The sequence below is a fragment of the Saccharothrix sp. AJ9571 genome, from assembly GCF_021725495.1.
Lineage (GTDB): Bacteria > Actinomycetota > Actinomycetes > Mycobacteriales > Pseudonocardiaceae > Amycolatopsis > Amycolatopsis magusensis.
The window spans coordinates 4443875-4459845 of record NZ_CP091382.1; the positions used below are offsets into that span (position 1 = coordinate 4443875).

The 15971-nt window shown below is 70.6% G+C and carries 14 protein-coding genes; 10 read left to right on the forward strand and 4 right to left on the reverse strand.

The window, feature by feature from the left end:
• Positions 1-152 precede the first annotated feature (152 nt).
• From L3Q67_RS20425 to L3Q67_RS20455, 7 genes are read left to right on the forward strand one after another with little or no spacing between them, the layout of a single operon-like run.
• On the forward strand, positions 153-311 hold the full coding sequence (locus tag L3Q67_RS20425) for a hypothetical protein (RefSeq protein ID WP_499190987.1): 159 nt from the start codon (positions 153-155) through the stop codon (positions 309-311).
• Positions 308-403: a K(+)-transporting ATPase subunit F gene (gene kdpF / locus L3Q67_RS20430; RefSeq protein WP_308159028.1), complete on the forward strand. Its 96-nt coding sequence runs from the start codon at positions 308-310 to the stop codon at positions 401-403. The genes L3Q67_RS20425 and kdpF overlap by 4 nt, the downstream gene beginning before the upstream one ends.
• Positions 403-2064: a potassium-transporting ATPase subunit KdpA gene (gene kdpA / locus L3Q67_RS20435; RefSeq protein ID WP_499190988.1), complete on the forward strand. Its 1662-nt coding sequence runs from the start codon at positions 403-405 to the stop codon at positions 2062-2064. The genes kdpF and kdpA overlap by 1 nt, the downstream gene beginning before the upstream one ends.
• Complete coding sequence (kdpB, locus tag L3Q67_RS20440; RefSeq protein ID WP_499190989.1) at positions 2061-4070, forward strand: potassium-transporting ATPase subunit KdpB; 2010 nt, start codon at positions 2061-2063, stop codon at positions 4068-4070. Before kdpA ends, kdpB begins: the two co-directional genes overlap by 4 nt.
• 56 nt (positions 4071-4126) lie before the next feature.
• Positions 4127-4651 carry a potassium-transporting ATPase subunit C gene (locus tag L3Q67_RS20445; protein WP_499191596.1) on the forward strand — a complete coding sequence of 175 codons (525 nt, stop codon included), beginning with the start codon at positions 4127-4129 and terminating at the stop codon, positions 4649-4651.
• 15 nt (positions 4652-4666) lie between these two features.
• Entirely contained in the window at positions 4667-7180 is a 2514-nt protein-coding gene (locus L3Q67_RS20450; RefSeq protein ID WP_499190990.1) for a sensor histidine kinase, read from the forward strand.
• Positions 7181-7209: 29 nt separating this feature from the next.
• On the forward strand, positions 7210-7905 hold the full coding sequence (locus L3Q67_RS20455) for a response regulator transcription factor KdpE (protein ID WP_499190991.1): 696 nt from the start codon (positions 7210-7212) through the stop codon (positions 7903-7905).
• 116 nt (positions 7906-8021) lie between these two features.
• On the opposite strand, the gene L3Q67_RS20460 is transcribed toward L3Q67_RS20455, so the two are convergent.
• On the reverse strand, positions 8022-8585 hold the full coding sequence (locus L3Q67_RS20460; RefSeq protein ID WP_499190992.1) for a hypothetical protein: 564 nt from the start codon (positions 8583-8585) through the stop codon (positions 8022-8024).
• 130 nt (positions 8586-8715) lie between these two features.
• On the opposite strand from L3Q67_RS20460, the gene L3Q67_RS20465 reads away from it, so the two are divergent.
• The 3 genes from L3Q67_RS20465 to L3Q67_RS20475 all read left to right on the forward strand — a co-directional run bounded on the left by L3Q67_RS20465 (position 8716) and on the right by L3Q67_RS20475 (position 13337).
• Positions 8716-9036 (forward strand): acylphosphatase, encoded by a 321-nt coding sequence (locus tag L3Q67_RS20465; RefSeq protein WP_499190993.1) that lies wholly within the window; start codon positions 8716-8718, stop codon positions 9034-9036.
• A gap of 97 nt (positions 9037-9133) precedes the next feature.
• Positions 9134-12907 (forward strand): coiled-coil domain-containing protein, encoded by a 3774-nt coding sequence (gene smc, locus L3Q67_RS20470; RefSeq protein ID WP_499190994.1) that lies wholly within the window; start codon positions 9134-9136, stop codon positions 12905-12907.
• A 43-nt stretch (positions 12908-12950) separates the two neighbouring features.
• Positions 12951-13337 carry a VOC family protein gene (locus tag L3Q67_RS20475; protein ID WP_499190995.1) on the forward strand — a complete coding sequence of 129 codons (387 nt, stop codon included), beginning with the start codon at positions 12951-12953 and terminating at the stop codon, positions 13335-13337.
• On the opposite strand, the gene L3Q67_RS20480 is transcribed toward L3Q67_RS20475, so the two are convergent.
• The 3 genes from L3Q67_RS20480 to L3Q67_RS20490 are packed head-to-tail and all read right to left on the reverse strand — an operon-like array spanning position 13334 to position 15947.
• On the reverse strand, positions 13334-13912 hold the full coding sequence (locus tag L3Q67_RS20480) for an LppA family lipoprotein (protein WP_499190996.1): 579 nt from the start codon (positions 13910-13912) through the stop codon (positions 13334-13336). The two genes, L3Q67_RS20475 and L3Q67_RS20480, sit on opposite strands and share 4 nt — an antisense overlap.
• Complete coding sequence (locus L3Q67_RS20485; protein ID WP_499190997.1) at positions 13909-15636, reverse strand: alpha/beta hydrolase; 1728 nt, start codon at positions 15634-15636, stop codon at positions 13909-13911. The genes L3Q67_RS20480 and L3Q67_RS20485 overlap by 4 nt, the downstream gene beginning before the upstream one ends.
• Complete coding sequence (locus L3Q67_RS20490; protein ID WP_499190998.1) at positions 15636-15947, reverse strand: hypothetical protein; 312 nt, start codon at positions 15945-15947, stop codon at positions 15636-15638. Before L3Q67_RS20490 ends, L3Q67_RS20485 begins: the two co-directional genes overlap by 1 nt.
• Positions 15948-15971 lie beyond the last annotated feature (24 nt).

Here is a 15971-nt window from a genome sequence, read left to right on the forward strand (position 1 = left end):
ATCCGTAACACCGTTGTAACGCGTGGCGGCGGAAATGTCTGCCCGGTATGCCTGCTGCGCCCGAAGCGTCACCGCGGTTGTGGCCGGACTCACCGCGCGTCAAAAAGGCGTAAATGGCCAGGGAAACGGCATCAAGGACCCGTTAGCCGGCCGTGGACACGGACCGTCATCAGCGCAGGGTCGAAGCCGTCACCGATTCGGGTGATGGATCGATCGAGAGGTGCGAATTGGCCGACTTGCTCTACGCCGTGCTGCTGATCGGCGTCTTCGTGGTGCTGGCGCTCACCCTGCGCGGGCTGGAAAAGCTGTGAGCGGCACGGTGGCCAACGTCGTCGGCGGGGTGCTGGCGCTCGGGCTGCTCGGCTACCTGTTCGCCGCCCTGATCAAGCCGGAGAAGTTCTGATGTCCGACACCACGGCCGGTCTGCTGCAGACCGGCCTGCTCCTCCTCGCGCTGGCGGTGGCCTACAAACCGCTGGGCGACCACATCGCCAAGGTGTATTCCAGCGAGAAGCACGCCAAAGGCGAACTCGTGCTCTACCGCCTCTTCCGGGTGAATCCGGAATCGTCGCAGCGCTGGAGCACCTACGCGCTCAGCGTGCTGGCGTTCTCGCTGGTTTCGGTGGTTTTCCTGTACCTGCTCCAGCGGTTGCAGCCGTTGCTGCCGTGGGACCTGGGCCGCGGCTCGGTCGACCCCGGCACCGCCTTCAACACCGCGGTCAGCTTCGTCACCAACACGAACTGGCAGTCCTACGTGCCCGAGACGGTGATGGGGCACGGGGTCCAGATGTTCGGGCTGACCGTGCAGAACTTCCTGTCCGGCGCGGTCGGCCTGGCGGTGGCGGTCGCGCTGGTCCGCGGGTTCACGCGGGCTAAGACCGACCGGCTCGGCAACTTCTGGGTGGACCTGACCCGCGGCACCGTGCGGATCCTGCTGCCGCTCGCCTTCGTCTTCGCGATCGTGCTGATCGCGCTCGGCGTGGTGCAGAGCCTGTCGGCGGGGATCGCGGTGACCAACCCGGACGGCTCGTCGTCCACCATCGCGCTGGCGCCCGCCGCCAGCCAGGAGGCGATCAAGGAACTGGGCACCAACGGCGGTGGCATCTTCAACGCCAACTCCGCGCACCCGTTCGAGAACCCGAACTCGTGGTCGAACCTGGTCGAGGTCTTCCTGCTGCTGGTCATCCCGGTGGCCATGCCGCGGGCCTTCGGCAAGCTGGTCGGCAGCCACAAGCAGGGGTACGTGCTGCTCTCGGTGATGGGTGCGCTGTGGGCGGCGATGCTGGCCGTGTCCTGGCTCGGCGAAACCCACCCGAACGGCCCGGCGGCGCTGCTGGCCGGGTCCGCCATGGAGGGCAAGGAGCAGCGGTTCGGGCTGAGCCTGTCCTCGCTGTTCGCCACCAGCACCACCGGCACCTCCACCGGCGCGGTCAACGCGACGCACGACAGCTTCACCGGCCTCGGCGGCGGGGTCCCGCTGGTGCACATGCTCTTCGGCGAGGTGTCGCCGGGCGGGGTGGGCACCGGGCTCTACGGAATCCTGGTGATGGCGATCATCGCGATGTTCCTGGCCGGGCTGATGGTGGGCCGCACGCCGGAGTTCCTCGGCAAGAAGCTCGGGCGCCGCGAGGTCACCTGCGCGGCCGTGGCGATGCTGGCCATGCCGGCGGTGGTGCTGCTCGGCACCGGCGCCGCGCTGACGCTGCCGGGTACCACGGAAGCGATGACCAACAGCGGGCCGCACGGCCTGTCGGAGGTCCTCTACGCCTACGCCTCCACGGGCAACAACAACGGCAGCGCGTTCGGCGGGCTGACCGTGACCGGTGACTGGTTCCAGTCCTCGCTCGGCGTGGCCATGCTGCTCGGGCGGTTCGTGCCGATCATCGCGGTGCTGTGCCTGGCGGGCTCGCTCGCCGCGCAGCCGAAGGTGCCGGTGACCGCGGGCACGCTGCCCACCACCGGACCGCTGTTCGGCTCGCTGCTCGCCGGCACGGTCGTGCTGGTCGCGGCGCTGACCTTCGTTCCGGCACTCGCCCTCGGACCCATCGCGGAGGCACTCGCATGAGCGCGTTCGGCCCACGGCAGCTGCTGACCTCGCTGCCCGGGGCGCTGCGGAAGCTCGACCCGCGCCACCAGGTGCGCAACCCGGTCATGTTCGTGGTCTGGGTGGGCTCGGTGCTGGTCACGGTGTTCGCCGTGGCCGAGCCGAGCGTGTTCACCGTGCTGATCGCGGTCTGGCTGTGGTTCACCGTGGTGTTCGCGAACCTGGCCGAAGCGGTGGCCGAGGGGCGCGGCAAGGCGCAGGCGGAGTCGTTGCGGCGCACCAAGAAGGAGACCGTGGCGCGGCGGCTGACCGCGGACGGCGCCGAGCAGGAGGTGCCCGGTGCCGATCTGCGCGTCGGTGATCTGGTGGTGGTCGAAGCGGGCGAGGTGATCCCGGGCGACGGTGACGTGGTCGAGGGCATCGCGACCGTGGACGAATCGGCCATCACCGGCGAATCGGCCCCGGTGATCCGGGAGTCCGGCGGCGACCGCTCGGCGGTCACCGGCGGTACCACCGTGCTGTCCGACCGGATCGTCGTGAAGATCACCACCAAGCCCGGCGAGTCCTTTGTGGACCGCATGATCGGCTTGGTGGAAGGCGCTTCACGGCAGAAGACGCCGAACGAGATCGCGCTGACCATCCTGCTGTCCACGCTGACCGTCATCTTCCTGCTCGCGGTGGTCGCGCTGCAGCCGATGGCGGCGTACTCGGGCAGCGAGCAGTCGGTGGTGGTGCTGACCGCGCTGCTGGTCTGCCTGATCCCGACCACCATCGGCGCGCTGCTTTCGGCGATCGGCATCGCCGGGATGGACCGGCTGGTGCAGCGCAACGTGCTGGCCACCTCCGGCCGCGCGGTCGAGGCGGCGGGTGACGTGTCCACCCTGCTGCTGGACAAGACCGGCACGATCACCTTCGGCAACCGCAAGGCGACCGAACTGCTCCCGGTCGGTGAGTCCACTGTGGAGGAACTCGCCGCGGTGGCCAGGTTGTCCAGCCTCGCCGACGGCACGCCCGAAGGCCGCAGCATCGTGGAGCTGACCGGGGACACCGAGCCGTCCGAGGAGGAACGGCTCGCCGAATTCGTGCCGTTCACCGCGCAGACCCGGATGAGCGGGCTGAACCTCGGCGACCGCGAGATCCGCAAGGGCGCGGCGGGCGCGGTGCGGGCGTGGGTGCGTGAGCGCGGTGGTGAAATGCCGGACAAGACCGAGCGCATCGTCGACGAGGTCAGCCAGCAGGGCGGCACCCCGCTGGTGGTGGCCGAATGCGTGACCGGCGGCAAGGCCGTGGTGCGCGGGGTGATCCGGCTGTCCGACGTGGTCAAGCCGGGCATGCGCGAGCGGTTCGCCGAACTGCGCTCGATGGGCATCCGGACGGTGATGATCACCGGCGACAACCCGCTGACCGCCAAGGCGATCGCCGAGGACGCCGGGGTCGACGACTACCTGGCCGAGGCCAGGCCCGAGGACAAGATGGCGTTGATCCACCGCGAGCAGGAGGGCGGGCGGCTGGTCGCGATGACCGGCGACGGCACGAACGACGCGCCCGCGCTGGCCGCCTCCGACGTCGGGGTGGCGATGAACACCGGCACGTCGGCCGCGAAGGAAGCGGGCAACATGGTCGACCTCGATTCGGACCCGACCAAGCTGATCGAGATCGTCGGCATCGGCAAGCAGTTGCTGATCACCCGCGGCGCGCTGACCACCTTCAGCGTGGCGAACGACCTGGCCAAGTACTTCGCCATCCTCCCGGCCATGTTCCTGGCGATCTACCCGCAGCTCGGCGGGCTGAACGTGATGGGGCTGGCCACGCCGGCCTCGGCGATCCTGTCCGCGGTGATCTTCAACGCGCTGGTCATCGTGGCGCTGATCCCGCTGGCCCTGCGCGGGGTCCGTTACCGGCCGTCCGGCGCGGCCGCGCTGCTGCGGCGGAACCTGCTCGTCTACGGCGTCGGCGGCGTGCTCACGCCGTTCGCCGGGATCTGGCTGATCGACCAGCTTGTCCGACTGATTCCCGGAATCGGGTGAAGAACGTGAAGAACCTGTTCAACCAGGCCGCCGCGGGACTGCGGGTGCTGCTGGTGATGACCGTGCTGCTCGGCGTGGCGTATCCGCTCGGGGTGTGGGCGGTGTCCCGCGTCCCCGGATTGCAGGCCAACGCCGAGGGCTCGATCGTCACGCGGGACGGCCGGGCGGTCGGGTCGGAGCTGATCGGTATCGACCCGGTGGCCGCGGATCCGGCCACCGACCCGTGGTTCCACACCCGGCCGTCGGCCACCGGCGATCCGTCGGTCTCGGGCGGGTCCAACAAGTCCGGGTTCAACGAGGACTTGGTCGCGGAGGTCGGCGAGCGCCAGGCGGTGATCGCGGCTCGGGAGGGCGTCGCGCCTTCGGTGGTGCCGGCGGACGCGGTGACCGCCTCGGCCTCCGGTGTGGACCCGTCGATCAGCGTGGCCTACGCCGAACTGCAGGTGCCGCGCGTGGCCAGGAACACCGGCCTTCCACCCGATCGGGTGGCCGAGCTGGTCCGCGAGCACACCACCGGGGTCCTCCCCGGGGTGAATGTGCTGCAGCTCAACCTCGCGGTGCGGCACGCCGCGGGCCGGTGAGCGGAGACTGGTCGAGTGGAGCCGGAAACCGAAACCCCGCCGCGCCGAGGTGAGCTGCGCATCTACCTCGGCGCGGCGCCGGGCGTCGGCAAGACCTTCGCCATGCTCGGCGAGGCGCGACGGCGGCTGGAGCGGGGCACGGACGTGGTGATCGGGCTCGTCGAGACGCACGGCCGCAAGAAGACGGCCGAGCTGCTCGACGGGCTCGAGGCGGTGCCCCGGCGCACCAGCGCGCACCGCGGGCGCGAGTTCACCGAGATGGACATCGACGGCCTGCTCGCGCGCAAACCCGAGGTCGCGGTGATCGACGAGCTGGCGCACACCAACGTGCCCGGCTCGCGCAACGAGAAGCGGTGGCAGGACGTCGACGAACTGCTGGACGCCGGGATCGACGTGCTGTCCACGGTCAACGTCCAGCACCTGCAGAGCCTCAACGACGTGGTGCAGCGCATCACCGGCGCCACCCAGTACGAGACCGTGCCGGACGAGGTGGTGCGCCGCGCGGAGCAACTGGAGCTGGTGGACATCACACCCGAGGCGTTGCGGCGGCGCCTGGCGCACGGCAACGTCTACCCGGCCGACCGGATCGACGCCGCGCTGGGAAACTACTTCCGGCCGGGCAACCTCACCGCGTTGCGGGAGCTGGCCCTGCTGTGGGTGGCCGACCAGGTCGACGTGGCGCTGCAGCGCTACCGCGCGGAGCAGAAGATCACCGACACCTGGGAGGCCAGGGAACGCGTGGTCGTCTCGATCACCGGCGGGCCGGAGAGCGAGACGCTGATCCGGCGCGGCAGCCGGATCGCCAACCGGGCCGGCGCGGAGCTGCTGGTGCTGCACATCCTGCGCGGGGACGGGCTGGCCGGGCTGGGGCCGACCGCGGTCGGCCGGTACCGCAAGCTCACCGACGAACTCGGCGCCACCTTCCACACCGTCGTCGGTGACGACGTGCCCAACGCGCTGCTCGACTTCGCGCGCGGGGTGAACGCGACGCAGCTGGTGATCGGCACCTCGCGGCGGTCGCGGGTGGCGCGGCTGTTCGACGAGGGCATCGGCGCGACGGTGGTGCAGCGGTCCGGGTCGATCGACGTGCACATGGTCACCCACGACGAGGCGGGCGGGCGGCTGCGAGCGCGGCTGAGCCGGAGCCCGCTGACGCCGTCGCGGCGGCTGCTGGGCTGGGTTCTCGCGCTGGTAGCGCCCGGTGTGGCCACCACGCTCGGACTGCTGCTGCGCAACCAGGTCGACTTCTCCACCGACGTGGTCGGTTACGTGCTCGCGACCGTGGTGGTCGCGCTGGTCGGCGGCCTCGGCCCGGCGTTGCTGGCGGCGGCGTTCTCCGGTGGCCTGCTGAACTTCTTCTTCACCGAACCGCGGTACCAGCTGACCGTGCAGGAACCGCGGAACGTGGTCACGCTGGTGGCGATGATCGTGGTGGCGATCCTGGTCGCGGCCGTGGTCGACGCGGCGGCCCGGCGGGCGGTCCAGGCGGCGCGGGCGCGCACGGAGGCCTCGCTGCTGGCGTCGTACGCGCGCACGGTGCTGACGCACGCCCAGCCCGTCGACCGGCTGCTGGAGAAGGTGCGGGAGAACTTCGGGCTCACCTCGGTGGCCTTGGTGGAGAAGAAATCCGGGAGCTGGCGGCAGGTGGCCTGCACCGGGACCGACCCGTGCACCCGGCCCGACGACGCGGACGTCGACATCCCGGTGACCCACGAGGTGCACCTGGTGCTGCGCGGGCGGGCGCTGGCCGCGCACGACCGCGGGGTGCTGGAGGCGGCGGCCGGGCAGGCGCTGCTCGCCCTGCGCCAGCAGCGCATGGCGGCCACCGCGGACGAGGCGCAGCGCAAGGCCGAGGCCACCGAGCTGCGGACGGCGTTGCTCTCGGCGGTCGGACACGACCTGCGCACGCCGTTGACCTCGATCAAGGCCGCGGTCGGCAGCCTGCGTGCCTCGGACATCCAGCTGTCCGAAGAGGACACCGGGGAACTGCTGGAAGCGATCGAACTCTCCGCCGACCGGCTCGCGGGCCTGGTGGACAACCTGCTCGACTCCTCACGGCTGGCCACCGGCGCGGTGCGGCCGCACCTGCGCGCGGTCGGCTACGACGAGGTGGTCGCGCTTGCTCTGTCCACAGTGGATGGATCGGCGACGGTACGGGCGGAGGTGCCCGACGACGTGCCGTGGGTGCTCGCCGATCCGGGACTGCTGGAGCGGGTGGTGGCGAACGTGGTGGACAATGCGCTGCGGCACGGCTCGCCGCCGGTCTCGGTGCGGGCGAGCGCACACGCGTCCTATGTGGAGCTTCGTATCGTCGACCACGGGCGGGGGTTGAAGAAGGGCGCCGCCGATTCGGCGTTCGCCCCGTTCCAGCGGCTCGGCGACCGCAACGCCACGACCGGGGTCGGGCTGGGCCTGTCGGTGGCGAAGGGGTTCACCGAGGCGATGGGCGGCACGATCAGGGCGGAGGACACCCCCGGCGGCGGGCTGACCGTGGTGGTGTCCTTGCCGAAGTGGAACGGAGAATCATGAGCGGTTCGGGGGTCCGGGGGTCGTCCCCCGTGCAGACGGCACAGAGCACCGTGCTGGTGGTGGACGACGAGCCGCAGATCGTGCGCGCGCTGCGGATCAACCTGTCCGCGCGCGGGTACAAGGTGATCACCGCGCACGACGGCACCGCCGCGCTGCGCGCGGTCGCCGAGACCAAACCGGACGTGGTGGTCCTCGACCTCGGCCTGCCGGACATGGACGGCACCGAGGTGATCGCCGGGCTGCGCGGCTGGACCACGGTGCCGATCATCGTGCTGTCCGCCCGGGGCGATTCGTCCGACAAGGTGGCCGCGCTGGACGCCGGCGCGGACGACTACGTGACCAAACCGTTCGGCATGGACGAACTGCTGGCGCGGCTTCGCGCGGCGGTCCGGCGCTCCGCGGTGAGCGGGACCGAGGACGGCAGCGCGGTGGTGGAGACGGACGCGTTCACCATCGACCTGGCGGCGAAGAAGGTGCTGCGGGACGGCACCGAGGTGCACCTGACCAAGACCGAGTGGGGCGTGCTGGAGCTGCTGGTCCGGAACCGGGGACGGCTGGTGGCGCAGAAGCAGCTGCTGCATGAGGTCTGGGGACCTTCGTACGACACGGAGTCGCACTACCTGCGGGTGTACGTGGCGCAGCTGCGGCGGAAACTGGAGCGGGAGCCCTCACGGCCGCGGCACCTGCTCACCGAACCCGGCATGGGCTACCGCTTCGAACCGTAGGCGGTGTCACGAATGCGGCTTCGGGGCCAAGACCGCGCGCAGCTCCGTTGAGGGTGGCGGCGGGTGACGGGTGGGCGGATTCGGCCCCCAAAGCCACATTCGTGACATCTGGCTCGCTACTGGGTCGTGCTGCCCGGGTCGCCGGAGCCGGGGGGCGGGTCGACCGGATCGCTGGTGGGCGGGTCCTCGCTGGGCGGGTCCGTCGGTGACGGCGGCTTCGAGGTGCTCGGCGGCAGCTCGCTCGACGGCGGGTCGTCGCTGCTCGGCGGCTTCGGCGGATCACCGGGGCCGGGCGGGTTCCCGGGTGCCGGGGGCGCGGGCGGCGGGGTGACCACCGTGGTGGTCGGGACGCCGTCCGGGCCGGTGGTCACGATGGTCGTCGGCGCGGCGCTCGGCGAGGTGCCGGGCACCGGCACGCCGCTGACCAGCACCGGGTCCTGGTTGACCGGCGGGGGCACCATGGCACCGGGACCGCCGCCGGGGCCGGCTTGCAGCGCGGGCGGCACGTCTTCGGCGGAGCTGGGGCTGGAGAACTGCGCGATGGCGCCGAACGCGGTGGCGAGCGCGAGCCCGCTGGCGGCGAGGATGACGTACCCGGTCCGGTGCAGGCGCCCACCGGGTTCACTGGGCGGGGCGACCACGGCCGGGCGGCTCGGGGAGGACCCCGGCGACTGGGGCATTGGTGGTTCTCCTTGCGATGCGGGGGGTGACCCGGACGAGCACTCCTGCGCCGGATCCGAGGGGACCGTATCACCGTCGGATGACCCTGTGCGAGCGAACCGTCTCCGGTTGTTGACCCAGGGTAGCGGAATGGGATTTGCCGACGTAGGGCACGATGGGTTCGTGAGCGAGGAACAGGAGACCGCGCGCCTGACGGCGTGGGTGCACGGGCGCGTCCAGGGAGTCGGTTTCCGCTGGTGGACGCGCAGTCGCGCGCTCGAACTCGGGCTGGTCGGCAGTGCGGGGAACCTGGCGGACGGTCGTGTCGAGGTGGTAGCGGAGGGTAGGCGAGACCACTGTGAGCGGCTTCTGCTCGCTTTGCGCTCCGGTGAATCACCCGGTCAGGTGGACACCGTGGTCGAACGGTGGAGCCCGCCGCGAGGCGGTCTGAGCGGCTTCGTCGAGCGCTGACGGCCCGCCTCCCCGGTGCCGGGAGGTCACCCAGGTAGCATCGGGCGATTGAACCGAGTCCCCGGCCCCCGCGCCCGGACCGAGAAGGATTGGCCGCGTGCACCTCAAGAGCCTGACGCTCAAGGGCTTCAAGTCCTTCGCTTCGGCGACCACGCTGCGGTTCGAACCCGGCATCACCTGCGTGGTCGGCCCCAACGGCTCCGGCAAGTCCAACGTGCTCGACGCGCTGCGCTGGGTGATGGGCACCCAGGGCGCGAAGGACCTGCGCGGCGGCAAGATGGAGGACGTCATCTTCGCCGGCACCTCCGGCCGCGCCCCGCTCGGGCGCGCCGAGGTCAGCCTGACCATCGACAACTCGGACGGCGCGCTGCCGATCGACTACACCGAGGTCTCGATCACCCGCCGCATGTTCCGCGACGGCGCCAGCGAGTACGAGATCAACGGCAGCACCTGCCGCCTGATGGACGTGCAGGAACTGCTGTCGGACTCCGGTATCGGCCGCGAGATGCACGTGATCGTCGGGCAGGGCCAGCTGGCCCAGATCCTCGAGGCCAAGCCGGAGGAGCGCCGCGCCTTCATCGAAGAGGCGGCCGGGGTGCTCAAGCACCGCAAGCGCAAGGAAAAGGCGCTGCGGAAGCTGAACGCGATGCAGACCAACCTCGACCGCCTCGGCGACCTCACCACCGAGCTGCGCCGCCAGCTCAAGCCGCTGGGCAAGCAGGCCGAGATCGCGCGCAAGGCGCAGTCCGTGCAGTCCGAGCTGCGGGATTCGCGGCTGCGGCTGTTCGCCGACGACCTGGTCACCCAGCGCGCCACGCTGGCCAGGGAAGAGGCCGACGAGAACGCCGCCCGCGCCCGCCGCTCCGAGGTCGAGCAGGCACTGGAAATCGTCACCGCGCAGGAGAACGAGCTGGAAAGCTCGCTCGCCGAGGACGCGCCGCGGCTGACCACGGCCCAGGAGACCTGGTACAAGCTGTCCGCGCTGGCCGAGCGCCTGCGCGGCACGGTCCGGTTGGCGGTCGAGCGGCAGCGGCACCTTTCCGCCGCGCCCGACGCGCATTCCAGCGGCCGTGATCCCGAGGAGCTGCTCGCCGAGGCGGAGCAGGTCGCCGAGCGCGAGCAGGAACTGGCCGAGGCCGTCGAAGAAGCACGCATGCTGCTTTCCGACACCATCCAGCGGCGTGAGCAGCTCGAACACCAGGTGCAGGCGGCCGAGCGCGCGCACATGGCCGCCGTCCGCGCGATAGCCGATCGCCGCGAGGGCCTGGCCAAGCTGACCGGCCAGGTGGAGGCGCTGCGCAGCAAGAACGGCGCCACCTCCGACGAGATCGACCGCCTGACCGTGTCGATCGACGAGGCCAGTGAGCGCGCCGAAATCGCGGCCGAAGAACTCGAACTGACCAAGACCGAGGGCGGCGTCGAGGAATCCGACGACGCCGACCTGCAGGGGCACCACGACCGTGCCGTCGAGGCGAACAACGCGGCGAAGGCCAGGGTCGAGGAACTGGTCAAGGCCGAGCGCGCCACCGAGCGGGAGATCGCTTCGGAGCGGGCGCGCGTCGACGCGTTGTCGATGGGCTTGCGCCGCAAGGACGGCGCCGGCGTGCTGCTCGCCGCGGCGGACCAGTTGCCCGGACTGCTGGGCTCGGTGGCCGCGCTGCTGACCGTGGAGCCGGGGCACGAGGTGGCGCTGGCCGCCGCGCTCGGCCCGGTCGCCGATGCGATCGCGGTGACCGGCGGCGAGGACGCGCTGGCCGCGCTGAAGTTGTTGAAGAGCAACGAATCCGGCCGGGCCGGCATCCTGCTCGGCGGCGACGAGTACACAGTGGACACAGCGGACTGGCCGAGCCTGCCGCCGGGTGCGCGCTGGGCTCGCGAGGTGGTCACCGCGCCGGTCGCGCTGCGCCCGGCCGTGGAACGCGCGCTGGCCCGAGTGGCCATCGTGGACGATCTGGAGACGGCTCGGCGGCTGGTCGCCGTGCAGCCGTCGATCAGCACGGTCACCGCCGACGGCGACGTGTTCGGCTCGCACTGGGCGATGGGTGGCTCGGCTCGCCAGGAGAGCGTGATCGAGGTGCAGGCGGCCGTCGACGAGGCGCAGAACCGCCTGGCCGCCGCGGAACGCACGCTCGAACGCACCGCCGCCGAACTCGAAGGCGCGCGGGCGGAACAGCAGGCGCGGCGCGAGGAAGTCGGTCAGGCGAAGGACGCGCTGGGCGAGGCGAAGGTCCGCCGGGCGCGGTCGTCCGAGCGGCTCAACCGCGTGCAGCAGGCGGCCCGGTCCGCCGAGGCCGAGGTGACCCGCCTGCGCGAGCAGCGCGCGAAGGTGGAGCGCTCTCGGGAGCAAGCGCTTGCGCAACTGGCTGAGCTGGAAGAACGGCTGGACGCCGTCGCCGAGCAACCGGTCGACGAGGACCCCGACACTTCCGAGCGCGACCAGGCGAAGGACGATCTCGCGGCGCTGCGGCAGGAGGAGGTCGAAGCGCGGCTCGCGCTGCGTACCGCCGAGGAGCGCTCACGTGGGTTGGCCGGTAAGGCCGAATCCCTGCGCCGGGCCGCGTTCAACGAGCGGCAGGCCCGGGAGCGCGCGGCCAAGGCGCGTGAAGCCAGGGCTCGCGGGGCGGAAATCGCGGCGGCCGTGGTCGAGGCCGGTGAGTACGCGCTGGACCGGATCGAGGTGTCCGTGCAGCGGGCCGCCGCCGAGCGCGACGAGATCCAGGGCGAGCGGCAGCGGCGCGAAACCATGCTGGCGCAGGTGCGAGGCAAGGCCCGCGAGTTCGCCGGTGAATTGGAGAAGCTGACCGACGCCGTGCACCGGGACGAGGTGCTGCGCGCGGAACAGCGGCTGCGGCTCGAACAGCTGGAAACCAAGATCGCCGAGGACTTCGGCATCGGGCTCGAGGACCTGGTCGCCGAATACGGCCCCGAGGTGCCGGTGCCGCCGAGCGCCGGGGAAGTGGCCGAGTACGAGGCCGCCAAGGAACGCGGTGAGCAGGTCAGCGCACCGCAGCCGATCCCGTTCGACCGGCCGACCCAGCAGCGCCGCGCCAAGCGCGCCGAACGCGACCTGACCCTGCTCGGCAAGGTCAACCCGCTGGCACTGGAGGAGTTCGCCGCGCTGGAGGAGCGCTACAAGTTCCTGTCCACGCAGCTGGAGGACCTCAAGGCCACGCGCAAGGACCTGCTGACGGTGATCAAGGAGGTCGACGACAAGATCCTCGAGGTGTTCAGCACCGCCTACGAGGACGTGGCACGCGAGTTCGAGGTGGTGTTCTCCGTGTTGTTCCCTGGTGGGGACGGGCGGATGGTGCTCACCGAGCCGGACGACCTGCTTGCCACCGGCGTCGACGTCGAGGCGCGGCCCCCCGGCAAGAAGGTCAAGCGGCTTTCGCTGCTCTCGGGCGGGGAGAAGTCCCTGGTCGCGGTGGCCATGCTGGTGGCCATCTTCCGCGCGCGGCCGTCGCCGTTCTACGTGATGGACGAGGTCGAAGCGGCGCTGGACGACACGAACATGCGCCGGCTGATCGGGCTGCTGGAGCAGCTGCGGGAGAGTTCGCAGCTGATCATCATCACCCACCAGAAACCGACCATGGAAATCGCCGACGCGCTGTACGGCGTCAGCATGCAGGGCGACGGCATCACGAAGGTGATCTCGCAGCGCCTGCGCACCGAACCGAAGCCCGCACCGGCTCGGGTGGCGGCTCCCGTGGTGGAGGCCGAGGTGGCGCCTGCTCCGGAACCCGTGCCTGTTCCGGAGGCTGCTGCGCCCGAAGTCGCTGTGCCCGAAGCCGAGGTTGTGCCTGCATCGGAAGCCGTGCCCGAGGGGGCACCGGTGCCGGAGCCCGTCGCCGAAGAGTCGTCGCCCGCCTGACAAACCGCTGGCGGCACCGGCCGGTTTGCGGCACGGTCGGCGCATGACTTCGCTACTGCAGAACGTCGCGATCGATGCGGTCGACGCCTACGAACTGGCCCGCTTCTGGAGCGAGGTGACGGGCTTTCCCCTGCACCCGGAGGACAAACCGGGTGAGGAGGAGACGCAGGTGATGCTCCCGGAGGGGCCGCTGCTGCACTTCAACCAGGTCCCCGAGCCGAAACCCGCGCAGAAGAACCGGATCCACCTGTGCCTGCGCCCGGAAACCTCGCGGGAAGAGGAAACCGAACGCCTGCTGGCGCTGGGCGCCACCCTGGTCGCGGACCGCCGCCAACCCGACGGCTCCGGTTGGGTCGTACTCGCCGACCCGGAAGGCAACGAATTCTGCGTCCTGCGCAGCACAGCCGAACGAGAAGCCCAAGCCGGCTAGGAGGGGCGGGGGACCCCGCGCTGCTTCGCTTCGGGGAGCAGGTGGCAGCCGGTGAACACGCCGATGACCGTGTTCGCCTTCTCGGTGCCGGTGGTCACCAAAAGGTTCGCGGCATAGCCGTCGTGGAGGTTCACGATGTGGAAATCGCCTCTGTCGACGGCCAGGCCCGGTGTGGTGAACCCGTAGGCCGAGGCCACCCGCTTGATGGTCTCCACCGCACGCGGCCACTGGTCCGTCGGGATCACCGCCGGGGTCAGGCTCCCCGGCAGGATTTCGGACATCGCGTCCCAGGCATCCACCTTGCCGAACGCGCCGCACCCCGGGTTGCCGCTGCTCTGGGCGCCGGCTTCCCACGGCGGCAGCCCGAATTCGGTGCTGAGCGCGCTGGTGATCTCCCCTTCCATTTTTTTGTACCGTGCCACGGCTTCGTCGATGTCCGGCCGCTGCATGAGTTCGGCCCACTGCTGTTCGATGGTCATGTCTTCTCTCGAACTGTCGTTGCCGGGGTAGTCGCTTCCGCAGGCGCCGAGGACGAGGGCGCAGGCCACCGCGTTCAGGAGCAGCCGCTTCCTCACTTCGGGATCGCCATTTCGGGGTGGCCGGACACGATGGCGGCCATGTTGTGCTCGCTGGTGGCCAATACCCCGTCGCCGACGGCGTATTCGCTATGCCCGTGCGAACCGATCATCGGACCCAGCGGCCCGTTGTGTGCCTCGGTGGACAGCTGGTTCACCCCGGGCATGTCGCTGACGTGGGGTCCGTACCTGCCGCCATAGGGCACCGCGTCGGCGACGGCGTCGCCTTCCGCGGCCAGGTTGTAGGCGTGGCCTCCGGGAACGTTCAGGTCCCCGCCGTGGAAAATCGGATTGTGCCCGGGTGAGATGCCGGGTGAGCCGAAGAACACCGCGTCGTCGACGCCATGGCTTTGCCCCAGTGCGATTCCGGTGGTGGTGGAGCCGTACGAGTGCCCGAGCGCGGTGAGATGCGGGTCGTCGGGCCGAGCGGCGTTGATGCCTTCCTGGAACCTGGCGAGTTTCTCCGCGCCTTCCTCGGCGGGTGCTCCGGTTATGAGGCCATCCAGATCGTCGGCGCGAGTGGTCGGTGGTTCGTAGCCCAGCCAGGTCACCATCGCCACGGAATCGCCCGCCGTGACGTCTCCGGCCAGCGCGTTGGCGTAGGCGCGCACCTCGGCCATGTCGTTCACGTACCCGGGCATGTTGTGCTGGACGTTCGAGTTCATGCCCGGCGTGAAGACACCGACGTGCTCGGCCTTGTCCACGTCACCGGTGGCGACCGCGGCTTTGGGCCGATCACCGCCCATGTCGAGCGAAAGCAGTTGCCGATCGGGGTGCGGCTGTCCGGTGCGGGGATCGAGCATCATGCGGTCGACCGAATCTAGGCCCGCGAGTTTGTCGTCGATCTTCGTGATTTCCGACTGCAGGACGTTGCGCGTGTTTTGGTGACCAGGCCCGTTGGTGAGCCCGGCCAGTTGCCGCTGCAGATCCGCGCGGGCGCTCTGCAGGCTGGTCCGCTGTTCGCCGACGAGCGCCAAGTTGGCTTCGCTGCGGGCTGATGCCGGGAGGCCGTCGCGATTGCCGACCAGTTCGGGCAGGTCGTGGATCAACCGGCGTTGCTGGTTGGGCGAAAGAGCCGCCCACCAGCCCGCGTTCTGCGCCACGGTCGCCCCGTCCGCCGGCGGGGAAAGGATGGACAAGCCACCGACGGTGAAACCCGCGTCGCCGAAAGCGGCCAGGCCGGTATGCGAATTGTCGTTGCCGGAGGCGTCGATCGTGGTTCCGGTCAGCACCCGGTCGAGGACCGCGCAGCCGTCGGCATCGATGTCCTCCGCCTGCCGGATGACCTGGGCCACGCGATCGGCGAGTTCCGCGGCGGTGCGCTGCCGCTCAGCGGTGACGGCTTCGGCTTGTTCCGGCGGTGTGCCCGCGGGTGGACCCAGATCGGTCACCGAACCGTCAGCCGAAATGGTGAAGTTCTGTTTTTTCGCGATTTGCAGCAATTCCTCACGGCCGTGCACTACGCCCGTAATGGCGTCGCCCACGTCACCGAACGCGCGGCGCGCGGCGCCCAATTCGGCGGCCAGTTCTTCGGTGCCGTCCACCAGTTCGGTCACCCGGCTCAGCGCCACTTCGGCCGCCGGACCGGACCACCCGTCGACACCGGAAACGGTGCGCAACTCGTCGGAAGCGGCGACGAGCTTGAGGTATTCGCCGTTGAGGGTGCCGACCGCGTTCTGGGTCGGCGCGGGGTCCCAGCGCAGGATGTCCGCCCAGCTGACCATCAGACCGGCCGCCGTCCACCGGCGGCTTCGCGCAGGTCCGCCCGCGCGGCCTCGTCGTTCGTCTCGTAGTGCTGTGCCGCCTGGCTGAACGCGCCGGACACCTCGGAGAACCCGTTGACCAGTTCGGCGGTGCGGGTTCGCCAAGTGGTGCGCACGGAATCGACCAGGCCGATGATCCGCGCACCCGGCATACCGGCTTCGCCGCCGGGCAGACTGCCCGCCGCGTCCACCTCGGCGAGGGTGTCCGAAGCACCCCGGGCGGCCCCACCCGCCCGTCGCAAAGCCTCGAGCGCCGCGCTGTATCCGCTCATGACAGTCGCTCCCCTCCCGAAGTA

What these genes read in the sequence shown, in the direction of transcription:
- kdpA (WP_499190988.1), top strand. Translation starts at nt 403, where the DNA reads ATGTCCGACACCACGGCCGGTCTGCTGCAGACCGGCCTGCTCCTCCTC.
- kdpB (WP_499190989.1), top strand. Translation starts at nt 2,061, where the DNA reads ATGAGCGCGTTCGGCCCACGGCAGCTGCTGACCTCGCTGCCCGGGGCG.
- L3Q67_RS20445 (WP_499191596.1), top strand. Translation starts at nt 4,127, where the DNA reads ATGACCGTGCTGCTCGGCGTGGCGTATCCGCTCGGGGTGTGGGCGGTG.
- L3Q67_RS20460 (WP_499190992.1), bottom strand. Translation starts at nt 8,585, where the DNA reads ATGCCCCAGTCGCCGGGGTCCTCCCCGAGCCGCCCGGCCGTGGTCGCC.
- L3Q67_RS20465 (WP_499190993.1), top strand. Translation starts at nt 8,716, where the DNA reads ATGGGATTTGCCGACGTAGGGCACGATGGGTTCGTGAGCGAGGAACAG.
- L3Q67_RS20475 (WP_499190995.1), top strand. Translation starts at nt 12,951, where the DNA reads ATGACTTCGCTACTGCAGAACGTCGCGATCGATGCGGTCGACGCCTAC.
- L3Q67_RS20485 (WP_499190997.1), bottom strand. Translation starts at nt 15,636, where the DNA reads ATGGTCAGCTGGGCGGACATCCTGCGCTGGGACCCCGCGCCGACCCAG.
- L3Q67_RS20490 (WP_499190998.1), bottom strand. Translation starts at nt 15,947, where the DNA reads ATGAGCGGATACAGCGCGGCGCTCGAGGCTTTGCGACGGGCGGGTGGG.